The organism is Aquitalea aquatilis, assembly GCF_005155025.1.
GTDB lineage: Bacteria > Pseudomonadota > Gammaproteobacteria > Burkholderiales > Chromobacteriaceae > Aquitalea > Aquitalea aquatilis.
This window is the reverse complement of sequence record NZ_CP039731.1, coordinates 310,818-328,446: the sequence shown is the minus strand read 5'-3', so window position 1 is coordinate 328,446 and position 17,629 is coordinate 310,818. Positions and strand designations below refer to the sequence as shown.

Below are 17,629 nucleotides of genomic sequence, written 5' to 3'. Positions count from 1 at the left end.
GGGGGGAGGGCGGGTTGAGCAAGCCGGCTAGTTTACGCTGGCGGGTTTATTGTTGCAAAATCTGCGTTTAAGGCTTAGAATCGCGGGTTTCAGATTCCGCTCATCAGGAGAAAGATTCATGGCTAACAGCGCACAAGCTCGCAAGCGTGCACGCACAGCCCTTAAGCAGCGCGCGCATAACGCCAGCCTGCGTACTGCGTTCCGTACTGCAGTAAAGAAAGTGCTCAAGGCAATTGAAGGTGGTGACAAGGCTGCGGCCAAGGTTGTGTTCCACGCTTCCACCAAAGTAATCGACCGTATCGCTGACAAAGGCGTGTTCCACAAGAACAAGGCAGCTCGTCATAAGAGCCGTCTGTCTGCTCAGATCAAGGCCATGGCCTGATCCCAGCCCAGCGCTGACGAATACGCAAAAAGGCCCCGCAACTGCGGGGCCTTTTGTGTTTTCCTGGCCAGCTCATCTTCGGGTTTGTTGCGCCCTTGCCACGACCAGCGCTTCAGCCCAGCAGGGCAAAGGCCTGGCTGGCCATTTCCCCTTCTTCATCGGTAGCCAGCACATAGGCGTGATGGTGGCTGCCGGCGCTGGTCAATTGCCGTGCATGGGCCAGATTGGCAGCATGGTCGGCTTCAAAGCCCAGCCAGCCCAGCTGACCCAGCACGCGGCCACGTACCTCGGCCGAATGCTCACCAATGCCAGCGGTAAAGATAATGGCGTCCAGCCCCTTCATGGCCGCAGCCAGTGAGGCAATCTCGCGCACGATGCGGTAGCAGAACAGCTCCACGGCCTCGCGTGCGGCCGGCAGGCTGCTGGCCAGCAGCTCGCGCATGTCGGCGGACAGACCGCCGGACACCCCCAGCAGGCCGGAGTTCTTGTACAGCTCGCGCCGCACCTCGCCCACGCCCATGCCTTCGTGTTCCATCCAGTACAACACCACTTCCGGGTCCAGATAACCCGGGCGCGTGCCCATCATCAGGCCGTCTACCGCAGAAAACCCCATGCTGGAGGCCACGCTGCGGCCTTGCTGGATGGCGCAGGCGCTGGAGCCGCTGCCCAGATGGCACACCACTACCCGGGCATCGGCCAGCCCCAGGGCATTCAGCTTGCGGCTGATGGAGGCATAAGACAGGCCGTGAAAGCCGTAGCGGCGTACGCCTTCGTCGTGCCAGTGGCGGGCGATGCCGAAGCGGGTGGCCACTTCCGGCTGGCTGGCGTGAAAGGCGGTGTCGAAGCAGGCCAGTTGCGGCAGCGCGGGGTCGAGCGCGCGAAACGCTTCGATCACCTGCAGGCTGACCGGCTGGTGTAGCGGGGCCAGCGGAATGTAAGCCTCCAGCGCCTGGCAGATGTCTTCATCCAGCCGGGTGACGTCGTGGAAGCGGCTGCCGCCATGCACCACGCGATGCACCACGGCGGCGACCGCGATGCCGTGGTCGGCCAGGGTATTGATCATGGCGGCCACCGCAGCGGCCCGGCTATCATCACCCAGTTCACGTTCTTCCAGTTGCTGGTGCAGGGTGTCGTGCAGGCTGAGGCGGGTGTGTGGCTGGCCAAAGTGGTCGATCAGGCCGCGCATCAGCAAGGCACCGCCATCCATGGCATAGGCGCGGAACTTGAGGGTGGAGGAGCCGGCATTGACGGCGATCAGTGCCTTGATCACTGGCTGACTCCACGGCGGCGATGGGCCAGCACATTGGCCACGGCGGCCGAAGCCAGGCGACCGGTGGCGTCTTCGGCGCGGCTGGTCAGCACAATCGGCACCCGTGCGCCCATCACGATGCCGGCGGAGGAGGCGGCTGCCAGATAGGTTAGCTGCTTGGCCAGCATATTGCCGGACTCCAGATCAGGCACCAGCAGGATGTCCGGGTCGCCAGCCACTTGCGACACGATGCCCTTGGTGTCGGCGGCTTCGTGCGAGATGGCATTGTCGAAGGCCAGCGGGCCATCCAGCAGTGCGCCCTTGATCTGGCCACGGTCGGCCATCTTGCACAGCGCGGCGGCGTCCAGCGTGGCACGCATGGCGGGGTTGATGGTTTCCACCGCCGCCAGAATGGCGACCTTGGGGCAGGCGATGCCCAGCGCGTGGGTGAGGTCGATGGCGTTCTGGCAGATGTCGCGCTTGGTCATCAGGTCGGGCTCGATACTGATGGCGGCGTCGGTAATGAACAGATAACGCGGGTAGCTTTCCACTTTCATGATGAAAACATGGCTGATGCGGCGGTCGGTGCGGATGCCGGTGTCGCGGGCCAGCACTTCCGTCATGAATTCATCGGTATGCAGGCTGCCCTTCATCAGGATGTCGGCATAGCCATCACGCACCAGCTTGACTGCCTGTTCGGCTGAGGCATGGCTGTGCGCGGTATCGATTACTTCATAGCGGGAGAGGTCGACATCCAGTTCTTCGGCCAGCTTGTTCAGGCGGCTGCGCGGCCCGATCAGAATGGGCGTGGCAATGCCGTGTTCGGCCGCCTCTACTGCACCCAGCAAGGCTTCGCGGCTGCAGGGATGGGCCACGGCCATGGGCAGCGGACCCTGGTCGGTCGCTTGTTGCAGGATGTCGTCAAATGCTTTGTCATCGCGGGTCATGGATGGTCTCCGGGGCGCGAGCAGGATAGGGGAGGCTGGCCAGCGCGGGCGCTGGCCGCCGTGGCATCAGGCCATGATGTGATGGCCGCCATCGACATAGATGGTCTGGCCGGTGAGGCTGCGCGCTGCATTGGAAATGAGGAAGGCGCAGGTCATGCCCACGTCTTCGATATCCACCAGCTTGTTTTGCGGCGCACGGGCGATGGCGTCGTCGATCAGTTGGTCGAAGTGGGCAATGCCGGAGGCGGCGCGGGTCTTGAGCGGACCGGGGGAAACCGCATGCACGCGGATGCCCTTGGGGCCGAGTTCGCTGGCCATATAGCGCGACACGCTCTCCAGCGCGGCCTTCACCGGGCCCATCATGTTGTAGTTTCCCACCACTTTGTCGGCACCGTAGTAGCTCATGGTGATCAGCGAGCCGCCATCTTTCATCAGCGGTTCGGCATGGCGGGCCATTTCCACGAAGGAGTAGCAGGAAACATGCATGGCTTGCTGGAAACCGTCGCGCGAGCAATCAACGACACGGCCATGCAGATCGTCCATCGGGCAGAAGGCGATGGAGTGAATGACGAAGTCCAGCTTGCCCCATTGCTGTTCGATGGCGCTGAACACCTGTTGCATCTGGCCCGGCTGTTCCACGTCCAGCGGCATGACCAGCGGGGCTTCCAGCTTGTCGGCCAGCGGGCGCACGTATTTTTCCGCCTTGGCGTTCAGGTAGGTGACGGCGACTTCGGCCCCCAGTTCGCGCAGTACGCTGGCGCAGCCGTAGGCGATGCTGTTTTCGTTGGCGATGCCAACAATCAGGCCTTTTTTGCCATTGATGATATTGCGGATGCTATCCATATAATCCTCTGGTAAAACCATTTTTAGAGTAGGTCGATGTCATCCTGGCAGCGCGATGTTGCGAGTGCGTGAAAACAGCATTTTTGTATTGCGGCGACAGTCGGATATAATCGAAGGTTTGCGGGTAAGCTACTTGTGTTTGCCTTCTCTGGCCGCACTTTGCATCATAGGTCAGAGCGACGCATTTATTGTGCACTGCAGTAAAAGCGTATTGTGCACTGTAGCAAAAATACGCCATTTATGCCATTTACATGATGGTTGGAGTGAAATATGCCGATCTACGAATACCGCTGTACTGCCTGTGGCGCAGCCAAGGAACATCTGCAGAAAATGAGCGATGAGCCGATCGCCCAGTGCCCGGCCTGTGGCAGTGCCGACTATCACAAGCAATTGTCCGCGGCGGGCTTCCAGCTGAAGGGTTCCGGCTGGTATGCCACCGACTTCAAGAATGGCAGCTCTTCTTCCGGCAGCTCCGGTGGTGGCGGTGGCGGTCACAGCTGCGGCAATGGTTCTTGCGGCGGCGGGTGCGCTTAACACCCCATGACACAAATCAAAATGACCGTACGGGGCTACCTGGTGGCCGGCCTGCTGATCTGGCTGCCGCTGGGCATCACCCTGTGGGTGCTGAACCTGATCATCGGTTCGCTGGACCAGACGCTGAACCTGCTGCCGCACGAGTGGCGGCCGGAGCAGCTGTTCGGCTTCCGCATACCTGGCCTGGGCGTGGTGTTTGCCTTCCTGATGCTGCTGGGCACCGGCATGTTTGCGGCCAATGTACTGGGGCAGCGTCTGGTGGATTTCTGGCACGGGCTGCTGTCGCGCACGCCTTTCGTCAAGTCCATCTACAACAGCGTCAAGCAGGTCAGCGATACGCTGCTGTCGGACTCCGGTCAGGCTTTCAAGAAAGCACTGCTGGTGCGCTGGCCGCATCAGGATGCCTGGACGGTTGCTTTCCAGACCGGTTCGCCGGCACCGCAGGTGCTGGCTGAAATGGGCGAGGAAGAACACGTCAGCGTCTATGTGCCGACTACGCCTAACCCGACTTCCGGCTATTTCATCATGGTGCCCAAGCGCGACACGCGCGAATTGACCATGAGCGTGGATGACGCGCTGAAATACGTGATCTCCATGGGGGTGGTGGTACCCAATCCGCCGCCGCAGGAGCAACGCTCCCGCCTGAACGACGAACTCAATCGCCAGGGCTAGGCCGCCATGCTGCCTGGCCCTGCAGTGCACTGAACTACATTCGACTTACCAATACCGAATTCAAGACAAGGGTTATCCGATGCGTACCGATTACTGCGGACTTATTGACAAGAAATACCTCGGCCAGACCGTCACCGTAAAAGGCTGGGCTCACCGCCGACGCGACCACGGTGGCGTGATCTTCATCGACTTGCGCGACCGCGAAGGTCTGGTGCAGGTGGTGATTGATCCGGACACCCCGGAAGCCTTCAAGCTGGCCGACAGCAGCCGCAACGAATTTGTGCTGGCCATTACCGGTATCGTGCGCGAGCGCCCGGCCGGCACCGCCAACAGCAAGATGATTTCCGGCGAAATCGAAATCCTGGCCAAGGAAATCGAAATCCTCAACAGCGCTGCCACCCCGCCCTTCCAGATCGACGACGAGAACATCTCGGAAAACGTCCGTCTGCTGAACCGCGTGATCGACCTGCGTCGTGCACCGATGCAGAAAAACCTGCGCCTGCGCTACCGCGTGGCCATGGGCGTGCGTAATCACCTGGACAAGCAGGGCTTCATCGACATCGAAACCCCGATGCTGACCCGCTCCACCCCGGAAGGTGCGCGTGACTACCTGGTGCCGTCCCGCGTGCATCCGGGCGAATTCTTTGCCCTGCCGCAATCGCCGCAGCTGTTCAAGCAGCTGTTGATGGTGGCTGGCTTCGACCGCTACTACCAGATCACCAAGTGCTTCCGCGACGAAGACCTGCGTGCCGACCGTCAGCCTGAATTCACCCAGATCGATATCGAAACTTCGTTCCTGAACGAAGACGAGATCATGGACATTACCGAAAACATGGCGCAGGAAATCTTCCGCGACGTGATGAATGTCGAGCTGGGCAAGTTCCCGCGCATGACCTACAACGACGCCATGTTCCTGTATGGCTCGGACAAGCCGGACCTGCGCGTATCGCTCAAGTTCACCGAACTGACCGACCTGATGAAGACCGAGGAATTCAAGGTCTTCCGTGGCGCAGCGGACATGGCGGGTGGCCGCGTGGTTGCCCTGCGCGTACCGGGTGGTGCTGCCATTTCCCGTAAGGAAATCGACGAGTACACCCAGTTTGTTGGCATCTACGGTGCCAAGGGTCTGGCCTATATCAAGGTCAACGACAAGAGCAAGATCACCAACGACGAAACCAGCGGCCTGCAGTCGCCCATCGTCAAGTTCCTGTCCGTGGCCGCGCTGGAAGAAATCATGGCGCGCACCGGTGCCGACAACGGCGACATCATCTTCTTCGGTGCTGACAAGGCCAAGGTGGTGAACGAAGCCATTGGCGCGCTGCGCATCAAGATCGGCCACGAACGTGGCGAGAAGGATGGCTACTTCGTGCGCGAATGGCGTCCGCTGTGGGTGGTGGACTTCCCGATGTTCGAACACGACGAAGAAGCCGACCGCTGGACGGCCTGCCACCATCCGTTCACCAGCCCGAAACCGGGTCATGAAGACCTGATGGACACCGACCCGGCAGCTTGCCTGGCCCGTGCCTACGATATGGTGCTGAATGGCTGGGAAATCGGTGGTGGTTCGGTGCGTATCCACCGTGCCGACATACAGGAAAAGGTCTTCGCTGCGCTGAAGATCACCCCGGAAGAACAGCAGAACAAGTTTGGCTTCCTGCTGGACAACCTGAAGTTCGGCGCGCCGCCGCACGGTGGTCTGGCCTTCGGCCTGGACCGTCTGGTTACCCTGATGGCCGGTGCCGAGTCCATCCGCGACGTGATTGCCTTCCCCAAGACCCAGCGCGCCCAGTGTCTGCTGACCAACGCGCCGAACGCGGTGGACGACAAGCAGCTGCGCGAACTGAACCTGCGCCTGCGCCAGAAGGCCGAACCGGCCGCCTGAGCCTGACGGCTTTCGCCATGCACGTATAAAACGGACACTGCGGTGTCCGTTTTTTTTGTTTTGTATTTTATCTGTGTACATATGTACAATAATAAATAATTCAAGGAGAGCAAAATGACACAGCAAGCCGAAAACAAAAGCATCGTGGTGGAACGGACCCAGACCGGGGTGAAAATCGAAAAGCGCCTGCTCAAGGTACTCAAGGCCATGGCGGAGTATCACGACATTACCCTGGGTGATCTGCTGGAAGGCATTGTGTTGCATGCCTTTGATGGCAAGGTGGCCTTTGGCGAAGAATCGCTGGCGCGCATCCGCCAGCTCAAAGAGGTATATGGCCTGGAACTGGACGCCAGCGCCAGTCATCGCCTGCAGGAAAAATCCTGACCGTGCACCACCGGAGCAAGGGCAGGGCAGCTTGAAACCAAGGCCTGCTGCCCGCATCTGATAAAGATCGCCAGCAGGGCGAACCGGCTATTGCGAAACTTTATCGACACGATATGGATTTACAATTGGCCGGTGATGGGCGGGCTGTTTTATAAAGCCCCCGCATTCCGCAGCGTTTTCGCATCGCCCGATACCGGAAACGCTGTCACATCAAGAAACTCAAGGAGATCCGCATGGCCGTACTCGTTGGTAAGCAAGCACCGTTCTTCGCTGGTGAAAAAACCTTCTCCGCCGTTCTGGGCGATGGTCAGATTGTTGACAACTACTCCTTCCAGGAAGCTACCGCCGGCAAATACGCCGTGGTGTTCTTCTACCCGCTGGATTTCACTTTTGTTTGTCCGTCCGAGCTGATCGCCTTTGATCACCGTCTGGCTGAATTCAAGGCCCGCAATGTAGAAGTGATCGGCGTGTCCATCGACAGCCAGTTCACCCATGCCGCATGGCGCAATACCCCGGTGGAAAAGGGTGGTATCGGCCAGGTTGGCTACACCCTGGTTGCCGACATCCAGCACGAACTGTGCAAGGCCTTTGATGTGGAAGCCGACGGTGGCGTGGCCTTCCGTGGCTCCTTCCTGATCGACAAGGCTGGCGTGGTACAGCATCAGGTGGTCAACAACCTGCCGCTGGGCCGCAATGTGGACGAAATGATCCGCATGGTGGATGCCCTGCAATTCACCGAAGAGCACGGCGAAGTGTGCCCGGCTGGCTGGAACAAGGGCAAGAAGGGCATGAAGCCGAGCGCCGATGGCGTGGCTTCCTACCTGGCAGAAAACGCCGCCCAGCTGTAATCGTCCTCTTGACCTGCCGCTGTCGCGGCAGCAGTCGACACGCGAACCCCGCTTTCAGGCGGGGTTTTTGCATTTGGCCTGCTATACCTGAGTAAACAGATATAAATAGGTGACCCATTTGCAATTGTCTCCTCCTCAGGTGGAAACGGCCGTCCGGCTCCATATCCTGAGCCTGACCCGTGACGCCCAGCCATTTGCCATGATCGCCGCCAGCCTGCTGGCGCTGACCATGCTCATGCATACGCCCTGGCCCAATGTGGCCATCTGGTGGGGCTGCATGTTCGCTGCGCAGCTGTGCTATCGGCAGCAGATTGTGCAACTGCTGCGGCAAAGCCAGTTGAGCCACTCCCTGAGCCGGCGGGGCTTTCGCCGCTTTTGTGGCTGGTCGCTGCTGCTCAGCCTGCTGTGGAGCTGTGCGCCCTGGTGGCTGGTGGTGGACAACGACCCCTTGTACATGATGCTGGTTCTGCTGTGGCTGGCGGCAGTGGCCGCTGCCTATGCCGCCTATTTTTCCAGTGTGCGCACCCTGTTTTATCTGGCACTGCTGGTGTTGGTGCTGGGGGCCATGCTCAAACTGCTGCTCAGCGGTGTGCCGGTGCTGTATATGGCCGCCTTGTCATGCCTGCTGTACGGCGTGGCGCTGGTGGTCATGATCTGGCCCTTGCACCGCATCATCCGCGACAGCTTTGTCGCACGCGATGAAAACAGCCAGCTGCTGACCGAGCTGAGTGCACAGCAGCAGCAAGTGGAAGCGGTGAATCTGCAGCTGGAAGAGCAGGGCCGCCTGCTGGATGAAGCCCTGGTCAGGGTAGAGGAACTGGTGGCACATGATCCGCTGACCGGCGTGCTCAGCCGGCGCGCCATCATGTTGCAGGGCGAGCGGCTGCTCGAGCATGCCGGGGTGTCGGGGCAGCCCTTTTGCCTGGCCATGCTGGACCTGGACCATTTCAAGGCCATCAATGACGGTTTTGGCCATCTGGTGGGGGATGAGGTACTGCGCCAGACCTGTTTGCTACTCGGGACCGACCTGCGCGGTAGCGACAGCCTGGGCCGCTATGGCGGTGAGGAGTTCATGTTGCTGCTCAGCGGTGTCGGGCTGGCCCAGGCGCAGCCGCGGCTGGAGCAGATGCGGCTGCGCTTGCAGCAGTACGACTGGTCGGACTTGACCCGGCAGCGGCCGGTGACGGTATCCATTGGCCTGATCGCCTGGCAGCCGGGGCTGGATCTGGCGCAGTTGATCCGTCGCGCCGATGATTTGCTCTACGCCGCCAAACGGGCGGGACGCAACCGCGTGCAGGTGGAGCCGACGGCAGCACTGGCCGAGAAAGGCAGTGCATGAAGCCTGTACTCCCATTACTGCAAGACGATGCCGGATGGCGCGAAGAGGCGGACCTGGTGCGCTACTTCATCGACATTGCCTATCGCTCGATTCCGGCGGTGATATGCAGCGTGTCCATTCTGGTCGCCTTCATGTACCAGCATGCCTTGCCCCTGCATCTGGCGGTGTGGGTGCTGCTGTTTGGCTTGGTGGAGTGGCGGCTGTGGTGGGTGATCCGCCGTTTTCGCCGTGCCGACCTGCACCCGGGCAGCGTGTTCCAGCACTACACGGCAGTGCGCGATTGCGTACTGGCCGATTGCCTGCTGTGGGGGGCCGCCATGGGCGTGATGGACGCACATCTGCTGGACAATCCCTATCACCTGCTGTTGCTGCTGTGGCTGACCGGTATTTTTGCCTTGTTATGCATCATGGTGGCAGCGTGCCGGGATATCCACGCCCTGTTTTTTGTTGCGTTCTGGGGCTATCCGCTGTGCAGTCTGCTGGCGCATGGCCAGCGGCTGGAACTGATGGTGCTGGCCGGCTTGCTGCTGTATCTGGCCGCGCAGTGGCGCTTTGTCAGCCGCTTCCACCGCACGCTGTTCGATACCGTCAAACTACGGCATGACAATCAGAGCATGATGCAAAGCCTGGTTGAACTGCATGTGCAATCTGCCCTCAAGCGCGAACAACTGGAACAACAGCAAAGGGCGCTGACCGAGGCGATTGCCGAGCGCCAGCGGCTGCTGGAGTGCGATGCCCTGACCGGCTGCTACAACCAGCGTGCCTTGCGCCGGCAACTGGATGCCCACGCAGCAGACAGCGTCGCCAGCGGCCGTGTCTGGGCCTTGGCTATGCTGGATCTGGATCATTTCAAGCAGGTGAATGACAGCTTTGGCCATCAGGCGGGAGATGCCGTGTTGCAGCAACTGGTGCAGCAGCTGTCCAGCCTGCTGCCGCCAGGGCTGGAGCTGTTCCGTTACGGTGGCGAGGAGTTTGTCATTCTGGCTACCGGGCTGGACGAGGCTGATCTGGCCGGCGCGCTGGATGATATCCGGCACACGCTGGCCAAGGCACGCTGGGAAGCGTTGCCCGCCAGCTGGCAACAGACCGTGTCTGCCGGGGTGGTGGCCTGCCAGCCGGGGGATCCGGTCAATCACAGCCTGCAGCTGGCCGACATGGCCTTGTATGCGGCCAAGCATCAGGGGCGCAACCGGGTCTGTCTGGCCAGCATGCTGGCCACGCCGGCGCTGGAGCGTTTCAGCCGCAGCGGCTAGGCGCGTTATTTCAGTGGCAGTTTGGCCTTTACCGTGTGCATCATGGTAGCTTGCGCGCTGGCCACCGGGTGCAGGCCGTCTGCCTGGAACTTGCTGATGTCAGTGGCGAAGCCGGCCACCAGCAGCGGTACATAGGGCAGCTGGTTGCGTTTGGCGATGGTGTCGTATACCGCGCGGAACTCCGCGGTGTAGCGGGGGCCATAGTTGCTGGGCAGCGCCATGCCTACCAGCACCACCCGCGCCGCCGCCTGACGTGACAGATTCACCATCTGTTGCAGATTGTCCTGCAGCCTGGACAGGGGCAGACCGCGCAGGCCGTCGTTGGCACCCAGCTCCAGAATCACGATATCCGGTTTGTTGCGGCGCAGGGCTTCCGGCAGGCGCGTCAGGCCGCCATCGCTGGTTTCGCCGGAGATGCTGGCATTGATAATCCGGTGTCGTGGCTTCAGATCCTGTTGTAGCAGGCTGACCCAGCCCTGGCCCGGTGCCAGTCCGTAGCCTGCCGACAGGCTGTCACCCATCACCAGAATGGTGGCGGCGGAGGCCGGCAGCGCCAGCATGGCGGCGCACAGAAGGCTAACAATGTTGACCATTGCAGAAGGCATATGACTCCAATCGATAACAAGGCAGTGCTGTCGGCGCAGAATCTGGCCAAACAGGTTGTGTTTAACGGCGAAGCGCTGGCTATTTTGCATGCGGCCAGCCTGACCGTAGGCCCGGGCGAGAGTGTGGCCATCGTCGGCGCTTCCGGCTCTGGCAAATCGACCCTGCTGTCCTTGCTGGCCGGGCTGGACCAGCCCAGCAGCGGCGAAGTGGCCTTGTTCGGCCAGTCGCTGGCCGGGCTCAACGAAGACGGCAGGGCGCTGTTGCGCAGAGACAAGGTGGGGTTCGTCTTCCAGAATTTCCAGTTGATGCCGCAACTGACGGCGCTGGAAAACGTCATGCTGCCGCTGGAACTGGCCGGGCGCAAGGATGCACGTGACAGCGCCAGCCAGATGCTGAGCCATGTCGGCCTGGGGCAGCGCTTGCGGCACTATCCGCGTCACCTTTCCGGTGGCGAACAGCAGCGCGTGGCGCTGGCGCGGGCATTTGCCATCCATCCGGGCATTCTGTTTGCTGATGAGCCTACCGGCAATCTGGATGCCGCCACTGGCCGCCAGATCATCGATCTGCTATTCCAGCTCAATAGCGAACAACACACCTCGCTGGTACTGGTCACCCACGATAACGAGCTGGCCAGCCGCTGCGATGCCATTTACCGCCTGGTGGATGGCCGCCTGAACGGAGCGCGGGCATGAGCTGGTGGAGCCGTCTGCTGCTGGCCGCACGCTTTGTGCGGCGCGAAATCGTCTCCGGCGAACTGACCATTCTGGCGCTGGCACTGCTGGTGGCCGTGACGGCGCTGACCAGCGTGAGTTTCTTTTCCGACCGGGTCGAGCGCGCACTGACCACCCAGGCCACCCAGCTGCTGGCAGCTGATCTGGTGCTCAATGGCAACCAGCCGGCACCGGCAGCCATTCGCCAGGAGGCCCAGCGGCGCGGCTTGCAGCTGGCCGACAATATCAGTTTCCCTTCCATGGTGTTTGCCCAGGGCCAGGCGACGCTGGCCAGCTACAAGGCAGTCAGCAACAGTTATCCGCTGCGCGGTGAAATTACCCTGCGCGGCGTGGACGGGCAGCCAAGCACGGGCGTGCTGCATCCGGCTGCCGGCACGGCATGGGCCGATGCCCGCCTGCTGCGCAAACTGGGGCTGAAGCTGGGCGAGCGTATCAGCGTCGGCAATAGCTCGCTGCTGCTCAGCGGAGAAATCCTGCGCGAGCCGGACGGGGCGATGGACCTGTACAACTTTGTGCCACGGCTGATGTTCAACAGTGCCGACCTGCCCGCCACCGGCCTGATCCAGGAAGGCAGTCGCGCCCGCTGGCGGCTGATGCTGGCCGGGGACGACCGGCAGATCAGCGCCTTTCGCCAGTGGCTGGGCCAGCATCTGCCTGCCGGTAGCCGGCTGGAAAATGTGGAAGAGGCTCGCCCGGAAATCCGCACCGCACTGGAGCGGGCACGCCGCTTCCTTGGCCTGACCGCCATGTTGACCGTGGCACTGGCCGCCGCTGCCGTGGCGCTGGCGGTACGGCGCTATCTGGCGCGCCACTGGCAGCCGGTAGCGGTATTGCGCTGCATGGGGCTGACCTCATCCGAGGTGTTGGGGCTGTTTGTCTGCCTGTTCCTGCTGCTGGGCTTGCTCAGCGGCGCACTGGGGGCGCTGGCCGGTTACGCCGTGCAGCTGGGGTTGATGCAGCTGAGCAGCCGTTTCGTCGGCGAAGTCCTGCCCGATCCCGGCTGGCACAGCTGGCTGCTGGGGCCGGCCTCTTCGCTGCTATTGCTGGCGGGCCTCGCCTTGCCGCCGCTGCTGGCCATTCGCAATGTCTCGCCGCTGGCGGTACTGCGCAACGATGTGGTGCTGTTGCGCAGCAATCTGCTGGCGCCGCTGGCGGCGGTGCTGGCCTTGTTGGCGCTGGCAGCCTGGCAAATGGACGATGCCATGCTGGCGGCCTGGCTGCTGGCGGGCATGACGGCCTTTTTCGCCGGCGTGGCTGCGCTGGCCTGGGGCATGCTGTGGCTGCTACGGCGGCTGCCGGCCGGGCCGCGCATAGGTTGGCGCTACGGAGTGGCTAATCTGGCACGCCGCCCCTGGCTGGCCATCGTGCAGATCGTGGCGCTGGCGGTGGGCATCATGGCCTTGCTGACGCTGACCGTGGTGCGTGACGACCTGATCACCGCCTGGCAGCACAGCATTCCGGCGGATGCGCCCAACAAGTTCGTCATCAATATCCAGCAGAATCAGCGTGCGGTGCTGCGCGATCGTTTTGTGGTGGCGGGGCTGCCGCCGCCGGAACTGTCACCGATGATCCGTGGCCGGCTGATTGCCATCAACGACAAACCGCTGCGTCCTTCTGCGCTGCAAGACGAGCGTGCCCGCCGTCTGGCCGAGCGCGAGTTCAACCTGTCGTGGCGTGATGATCTGCCGCAGGGCAACCAGCTGGTGGCCGGTAACTGGTGGCAGGACAAGGCCAAGCCGCAGTTTTCCGTGGAGCAGGGGCTGGCCGGCACGCTGGGCATCCGGCTGGGGGACACGCTGGCCTTTGACATCGGCGGCAGCACCTATCGCGCGCGCGTCACCAGCTTGCGCGCCGTGGCCTGGGACAGTTTCCGGGTGAATTTCTTCGTGCTGGCACCGCCTTCGCTATTGCAGCAGCCGGGTAGCTGGATCAGCAGTTTCCGGCTGGACGCCGCGCAGGAGGCGTTTGCCAACCGGCTGGTTGCTGCCTTCCCCAATATCACCATCATCGACGTTACGGCTATTCTGGACGAGGTGCGGGCCATGGTGGACAAGCTCACCCGCGCCATCGAAGCCATGTTTGTGCTGGCTTTGGCTGCCGGTGTGCTGGTGTTGTGGGCGGCGCTGGCCGCCACCCGTGACGAGCGGCTATCGGATATTGCGCTGATGCGCGCGCTGGGGGCCTCGCGCGCGCAGCTGCGTGCGGTGGTGCTGGCAGAGCTGGCCTGGCTGGGTGCATTCACCGGCCTGCTGGCTGCGCTGGGGGCCATGGGCATTGGCGGCATTGCCGCCAGCAAGCTGTTCAACCTGCCCTGGAGCATCAATTTTTGGCTGCTGCCCATCGGCATGACTTGCGGTGTGGCGGTGGTGACACTGGCGGGCTGGCCGCTGGTCGGCCGGGTAACACGCGCGTCGCCGCTGGCGATTTTGCGCGCCGCTTAGTCGGCCCATAACAAGGCGGGCAGGATAGCCCGCAAGGAGTGTGGAGAGATGGATACGCAAGTTCTGGCCGCCATGGCCAAGTGGCCGAATGTGCCGGCAGTGTTCGGCTGGTTGCGGCTTGATGGACGCGGACAGTGGTGGATACGCGATGAGCGCCTGACGCATGAAGGCATGGTGGCCTTCTTCAACCGCAATTACAGCCGCGACGCGCATGGTCGCTACTATGTGCAGAACGGCCCGCAAAAGGTGTTTGTCAGCCTGGATGCCGCGCCGCTGGTGGCACGTTTGGTTGATGGTGCATGGCAGACACTGCCATGTGATGACGATGTGCAGGCCCGTGCGGCCTTCATGACGCCCGAAGGCCAGCTGTTCATCGAGATTGCTGGCGAACTGGCAGTGGTGGACGACCGCGATCTGGCCGCAGTGGCCGCTGCCGGCCTCGCACAATGGGATGGCGATGCCACGCGGCTGCCGGCCACCTTGCAGCTTGATGGCCATCCGCTGCCGCTCAGCCTGCATACCCTGCCGGCCTTATGGCAGCGCTATGGCGTGGTGACCCGGCCGCAGGCCTAGACCTGCGAACAAAACCACCGCTCCTGCGTTGCGCCTCCTTGCCGTAGCACTGGTACGGTCTGCGTCGGCGCGCCTTGACCCGGGTGCTCTGCGCGGTTTTGTGAGCTGCGCTTAACCGCCCCAGCAGGATTACCGCTCTGGCAGCCCGCCCGGCTTCAGTCCAGCCGTACCGCCCTGGCCCTGACCAGACGCTGGCGGCCGGCCAGCAGGCCGAAACACAGCGCGGTACCGGCAATGCCGCCAAACAGCCAGCCCACCGGGGCCCAGTTGCCGGCCACATCATGAATGATGCCGGCTGCCAGCGGGCCGCAGGCGGCAATGGTATAGCCCACCCCCTGAGCCATGCCCGACAGGTGAGCCGCCACGTGGCTGTCCGGTGAGCGCAGCACCAGCAGGCTGAGCGCCATGCTGAAGGCACCGCCCTGGCCTATGCCCAGCAGTACCGCCCACAGCCACAGCTGGCTTAGCGGGGCATACAGCATGCCCAGCAGACCGGCTAGCGTCAGCGTCATCACGCAGGCGATGGGCAGGCGCTGATCCGGGCAGCGCTGCGCCAGCAGCGGCACGCCTAGCGAGGCAATCACCTGCACCATGATCGACAGCGACATCATCAGGCCGGCATCCAGCGGCGATAGCCCGCGTTCGATCAGAATCGACGGCATCCAGCCAAACACGATGTAGGACAGCGAGGACTGCAGGCCCATATAGGCGGTCACCTGCCAGGCCAGTGCTTCGCGCCACAGGCCGCTGACCTGCCAGTGGCCGGCATGTTGTTGCTGTCCCTGGCCCAGCTGCGGCCACCACACCGCGAAGGCCAGCAGGGCCGGCATGGCCCAGAAAGCCAGTGCTGCCTGCCAGCGTTGGCCAAACAGGTGATCCAGCGGCACGGTAGCCCCGGCGGCTAGGGCCGCTCCCAGGCACAGGGCCATGGTGTAAACGCCGGTCATCAGGCCGGCCTGTTGCGGAAAGTCGCGCTTGACGATGCCCGGCAGCAGCACGCCAATCATGCCGATGGCGGCACCGGACAGCAGTGAGCCCAGCAGCAGGCCGTGCAGGCCAAACTGGCTGCGCAGGGCGATACCGGCTGCCAGCAGCAACAGCACGGCGGCAATGCTGCGCTCGCTGCCAAAGCGGCGCGCCAGTTGCGGTGCCAGCGGGCCGAACAGGCCCAGGCACAGTACCGGCAGGGTGGTGAGCAGGCCGGCCATGGTGGCGGAAATGCCGATTTCGTTTTTGATCTGCCCCAGTAGCGGGGCCAGGCTGGACAGGGCGGGGCGCAGATTGATGCCAATCAGCACCAGGCCCAGCACCAGCAGCCAGCGCGGCGTGGTGGGCAGGGGGGCCTGCTGCACGCCCTCATCATCGATTTCGGCGTCGATCAGCAGTTCGTCCGCCAGACTGGGCGGGGTAGAGGGGGAGGTGCGGGACATGATGTTCTTTTAATTAAAACGTGTTCACGAGCTAGGGAACGAAGGGTCAGTCAAGGCGAAAGGGCGTGAAAAAGCGCAATGGACATGGCGTCCATGAGCATTTTGAACGACGTTTCAACGCAGAATCCCCCGAGTATCACAGACCGTGAACAGGTTTTTAGGGTTGAGTTGGTTGCGGTTAGCCTGCACTTGGCGGCAGCAGATCATCCAGCGCCTGCAACAGCGGGCCGGTGACGGCGGCGGCGGCCTGGCCGGCGGCGGTTGCATCGCCATTGCGGATGGCAGTGACAATGGCCTGATGCGAGGCGAGGTCTGGATCGGGCAGGGCCTCGTCCTGAATGGAGAACTGGATGCCCAGTTGTACCGTGCGCGAGAAGTAGCGGTACAGCTCGGCCAGTGCGGCGTTGCCGCAGGCATCGGCAATGGCCAGGTGAAAGTCCAGATCGCGGGCAATGAAGTCGTCGGCGCTCTGGTACTGGTGCTGCTCGCCGCGAACGGCCAGGCAGCGTTCAATCTGCGCAATGTCCTGCTCATCGGCGCGCAGGGCGGCCAGCCGGGCGGTGCTTTCCTCCAGCACGGCCCGTACTTCCAGCTGTTCGCGCAGGCTGGCGCGGCTGATGCTGCGCATGGCCTCCGCCGGGCTGGTGATGGCACGCACATAGGTGCCGTCGCCCTGACGGACTTCCAGCAGGCCGGCATACAGCAATACCCGGACGGCTTCGCGCACGGTATTGCGGCTGATGCCCAGCTGCTCGGCCAGCTCCGGTTCGGTGGGAATACGGCTGCCCACGGCCCATGTGCCGCTGGTCAGCCGCTGGCCCAGTTCCTCCAGCGCCAGATCAACCAGCGAACGCTTGGTTTGTGTCAGTTTGTGCATGGTCATGTTTATTCATCCAATCATCCGATGTATTTTGCCGTGTGTTGGCGCAGGAGGCAAGCGGGTGAAGTGGGGAATCGGGAGAGTGGGGAGTCGGGAGTCGGGAGTCGGGAGAGTGGGGAGTGGGGAGTGGGGAGTGGGGAGTGGAGAGTGGGGAGTGGAGAGTGGGGAGTGGAGAGTGGGGAGTGGAGAGTGGCGGGCTGCGGCAGCCCGCCTGACTGCTTATTTGGCTGCGGAAGCGGAATCCTTCACGCATTTCTTCACAAAGCTGTTCTTGGCAGCGCCGGCCAGTTTCTTGTCGGCGGCCTTGCCTTCGCACATGGCTTGCGGTGCGACAGCCTTGCTGTCTTTTTCACATTTCTTCAGGAAGCTGGTCTTGGCCGCGCCAGCCAGCTTTTTCTCGGCCGCCTTGGCATCACAGCTGGCGTCTGCAGCCAGAGCGACATTGGCAGTGGCCAGGGTCAACAGTGCCATCATCACGAATTTGCGCATTGCAGGTTCCTTTTATGTTGGGCGGGAGACATTCCCGGCTGTCCGGCCGGTGTGGAGTGTGAAAAACCGGCCTCAGGCAAACTACCATAAAACACATGACAAAAATTATCCATTACGGATTGTTACAGCGCTTGTCAAAGTTTGTT

General features: G+C 62.4%; 18 protein-coding genes. 11 read left to right on the top strand and 7 right to left on the bottom strand.

Features of this window, described 5'->3' with window-relative positions; all coding sequences use genetic code 11:
* Positions 1–118: 118 nt before the first annotated feature.
* On the top strand, positions 119–382 hold the full coding sequence (rpsT, locus tag FAZ30_RS01565; RefSeq protein ID WP_045847229.1) for a 30S ribosomal protein S20: 264 nt from the start codon (positions 119–121) through the stop codon (positions 380–382).
* Positions 383–494: 112 nt separating this feature from the next.
* Here rpsT and FAZ30_RS01560 read toward each other — a convergent pair whose 3' ends face one another.
* From FAZ30_RS01560 to fabI, 3 genes are all read right to left on the bottom strand, one after another.
* A complete protein-coding gene (locus FAZ30_RS01560; RefSeq protein ID WP_137008485.1) occupies positions 495–1,652 on the bottom strand; it encodes an acetate/propionate family kinase in 1,158 nt (385 codons plus the stop codon).
* Positions 1,649–2,578 carry a phosphate acetyltransferase gene (locus FAZ30_RS01555; protein ID WP_124644635.1) on the bottom strand — a complete coding sequence of 310 codons (930 nt, stop codon included), beginning with the start codon at positions 2,576–2,578 and terminating at the stop codon, positions 1,649–1,651. The genes FAZ30_RS01560 and FAZ30_RS01555 overlap by 4 nt, the downstream gene beginning before the upstream one ends.
* Positions 2,579–2,644: 66 nt before the next feature.
* Positions 2,645–3,421 (bottom strand): enoyl-ACP reductase FabI, encoded by a 777-nt coding sequence (gene fabI, locus FAZ30_RS01550; protein WP_124644636.1) that lies wholly within the window; start codon positions 3,419–3,421, stop codon positions 2,645–2,647.
* A gap of 270 nt (positions 3,422–3,691) precedes the next feature.
* Here fabI and FAZ30_RS01545 point away from each other — a divergent pair, with 270 nt between their 5' ends.
* The 7 genes from FAZ30_RS01545 (at position 3,692) to FAZ30_RS01515 (ending at position 10,333) form a co-directional block, all read left to right on the top strand.
* Positions 3,692–3,955: an FmdB family zinc ribbon protein gene (locus tag FAZ30_RS01545; RefSeq protein WP_124644637.1), complete on the top strand. Its 264-nt coding sequence runs from the start codon at positions 3,692–3,694 to the stop codon at positions 3,953–3,955.
* A gap of 6 nt (positions 3,956–3,961) precedes the next feature.
* The gene (locus FAZ30_RS01540; RefSeq protein WP_103524082.1) at positions 3,962–4,627 is read left to right on the top strand and encodes a DUF502 domain-containing protein; all 666 of its coding nucleotides are present in this window, start codon (positions 3,962–3,964) and stop codon (positions 4,625–4,627) included.
* A 79-nt stretch (positions 4,628–4,706) separates the two neighbouring features.
* On the top strand, positions 4,707–6,509 hold the full coding sequence (aspS, locus tag FAZ30_RS01535) for an aspartate--tRNA ligase (RefSeq protein WP_124644638.1): 1,803 nt from the start codon (positions 4,707–4,709) through the stop codon (positions 6,507–6,509).
* A 114-nt stretch (positions 6,510–6,623) separates the two neighbouring features.
* Positions 6,624–6,893, top strand: a complete 270-nt coding sequence (locus FAZ30_RS01530; RefSeq protein WP_124644639.1) for a hypothetical protein — start codon at positions 6,624–6,626, stop codon at positions 6,891–6,893.
* A gap of 233 nt (positions 6,894–7,126) precedes the next feature.
* Positions 7,127–7,741: a peroxiredoxin gene (locus tag FAZ30_RS01525; RefSeq protein ID WP_059287015.1), complete on the top strand. Its 615-nt coding sequence runs from the start codon at positions 7,127–7,129 to the stop codon at positions 7,739–7,741.
* Positions 7,742–7,865: 124 nt separating this feature from the next.
* Positions 7,866–9,080, top strand: a complete 1,215-nt coding sequence (locus tag FAZ30_RS01520; protein ID WP_137008483.1) for a GGDEF domain-containing protein — start codon at positions 7,866–7,868, stop codon at positions 9,078–9,080.
* Positions 9,077–10,333, top strand: coding sequence for a GGDEF domain-containing protein (locus tag FAZ30_RS01515; RefSeq protein ID WP_137008481.1), 1,257 nt, complete (start codon positions 9,077–9,079; stop codon positions 10,331–10,333). The genes FAZ30_RS01520 and FAZ30_RS01515 overlap by 4 nt, the downstream gene beginning before the upstream one ends.
* A 5-nt stretch (positions 10,334–10,338) precedes the next feature.
* Here FAZ30_RS01515 and FAZ30_RS01510 read toward each other — a convergent pair whose 3' ends face one another.
* Positions 10,339–10,926 (bottom strand): arylesterase, encoded by a 588-nt coding sequence (locus FAZ30_RS01510; protein WP_137008479.1) that lies wholly within the window; start codon positions 10,924–10,926, stop codon positions 10,339–10,341.
* Between the two features lie 12 nt (positions 10,927–10,938).
* Here FAZ30_RS01510 and FAZ30_RS01505 point away from each other — a divergent pair, with 12 nt between their 5' ends.
* The 3 genes from FAZ30_RS01505 to FAZ30_RS01495 are packed head-to-tail and all read left to right on the top strand — an operon-like array spanning position 10,939 to position 14,684.
* Positions 10,939–11,631 (top strand): ABC transporter ATP-binding protein, encoded by a 693-nt coding sequence (locus FAZ30_RS01505; RefSeq protein ID WP_124644643.1) that lies wholly within the window; start codon positions 10,939–10,941, stop codon positions 11,629–11,631.
* Positions 11,628–14,111 carry an ABC transporter permease gene (locus FAZ30_RS01500; RefSeq protein WP_137008477.1) on the top strand — a complete coding sequence of 828 codons (2,484 nt, stop codon included), beginning with the start codon at positions 11,628–11,630 and terminating at the stop codon, positions 14,109–14,111. The genes FAZ30_RS01505 and FAZ30_RS01500 overlap by 4 nt, the downstream gene beginning before the upstream one ends.
* Before the next feature lie 48 nt (positions 14,112–14,159).
* The gene (locus FAZ30_RS01495) at positions 14,160–14,684 is read left to right on the top strand and encodes a DUF2946 family protein (RefSeq protein WP_124644645.1); all 525 of its coding nucleotides are present in this window, start codon (positions 14,160–14,162) and stop codon (positions 14,682–14,684) included.
* Between the two features lie 155 nt (positions 14,685–14,839).
* Here the strand turns inward: FAZ30_RS01495 and FAZ30_RS01490 are convergent, their stop codons facing one another.
* From FAZ30_RS01490 to FAZ30_RS01480, 3 genes are all read right to left on the bottom strand, one after another.
* A complete protein-coding gene (locus FAZ30_RS01490; RefSeq protein ID WP_124644646.1) occupies positions 14,840–16,114 on the bottom strand; it encodes a CynX/NimT family MFS transporter in 1,275 nt (424 codons plus the stop codon).
* A gap of 178 nt (positions 16,115–16,292) precedes the next feature.
* A complete protein-coding gene (locus FAZ30_RS01485; RefSeq protein WP_233578567.1) occupies positions 16,293–16,997 on the bottom strand; it encodes a FadR/GntR family transcriptional regulator in 705 nt (234 codons plus the stop codon).
* A gap of 216 nt (positions 16,998–17,213) precedes the next feature.
* The gene (locus FAZ30_RS01480) at positions 17,214–17,483 is read right to left on the bottom strand and encodes a hypothetical protein (protein ID WP_124644647.1); all 270 of its coding nucleotides are present in this window, start codon (positions 17,481–17,483) and stop codon (positions 17,214–17,216) included.
* Between the last annotated feature and the right edge of the window lie 146 nt (positions 17,484–17,629).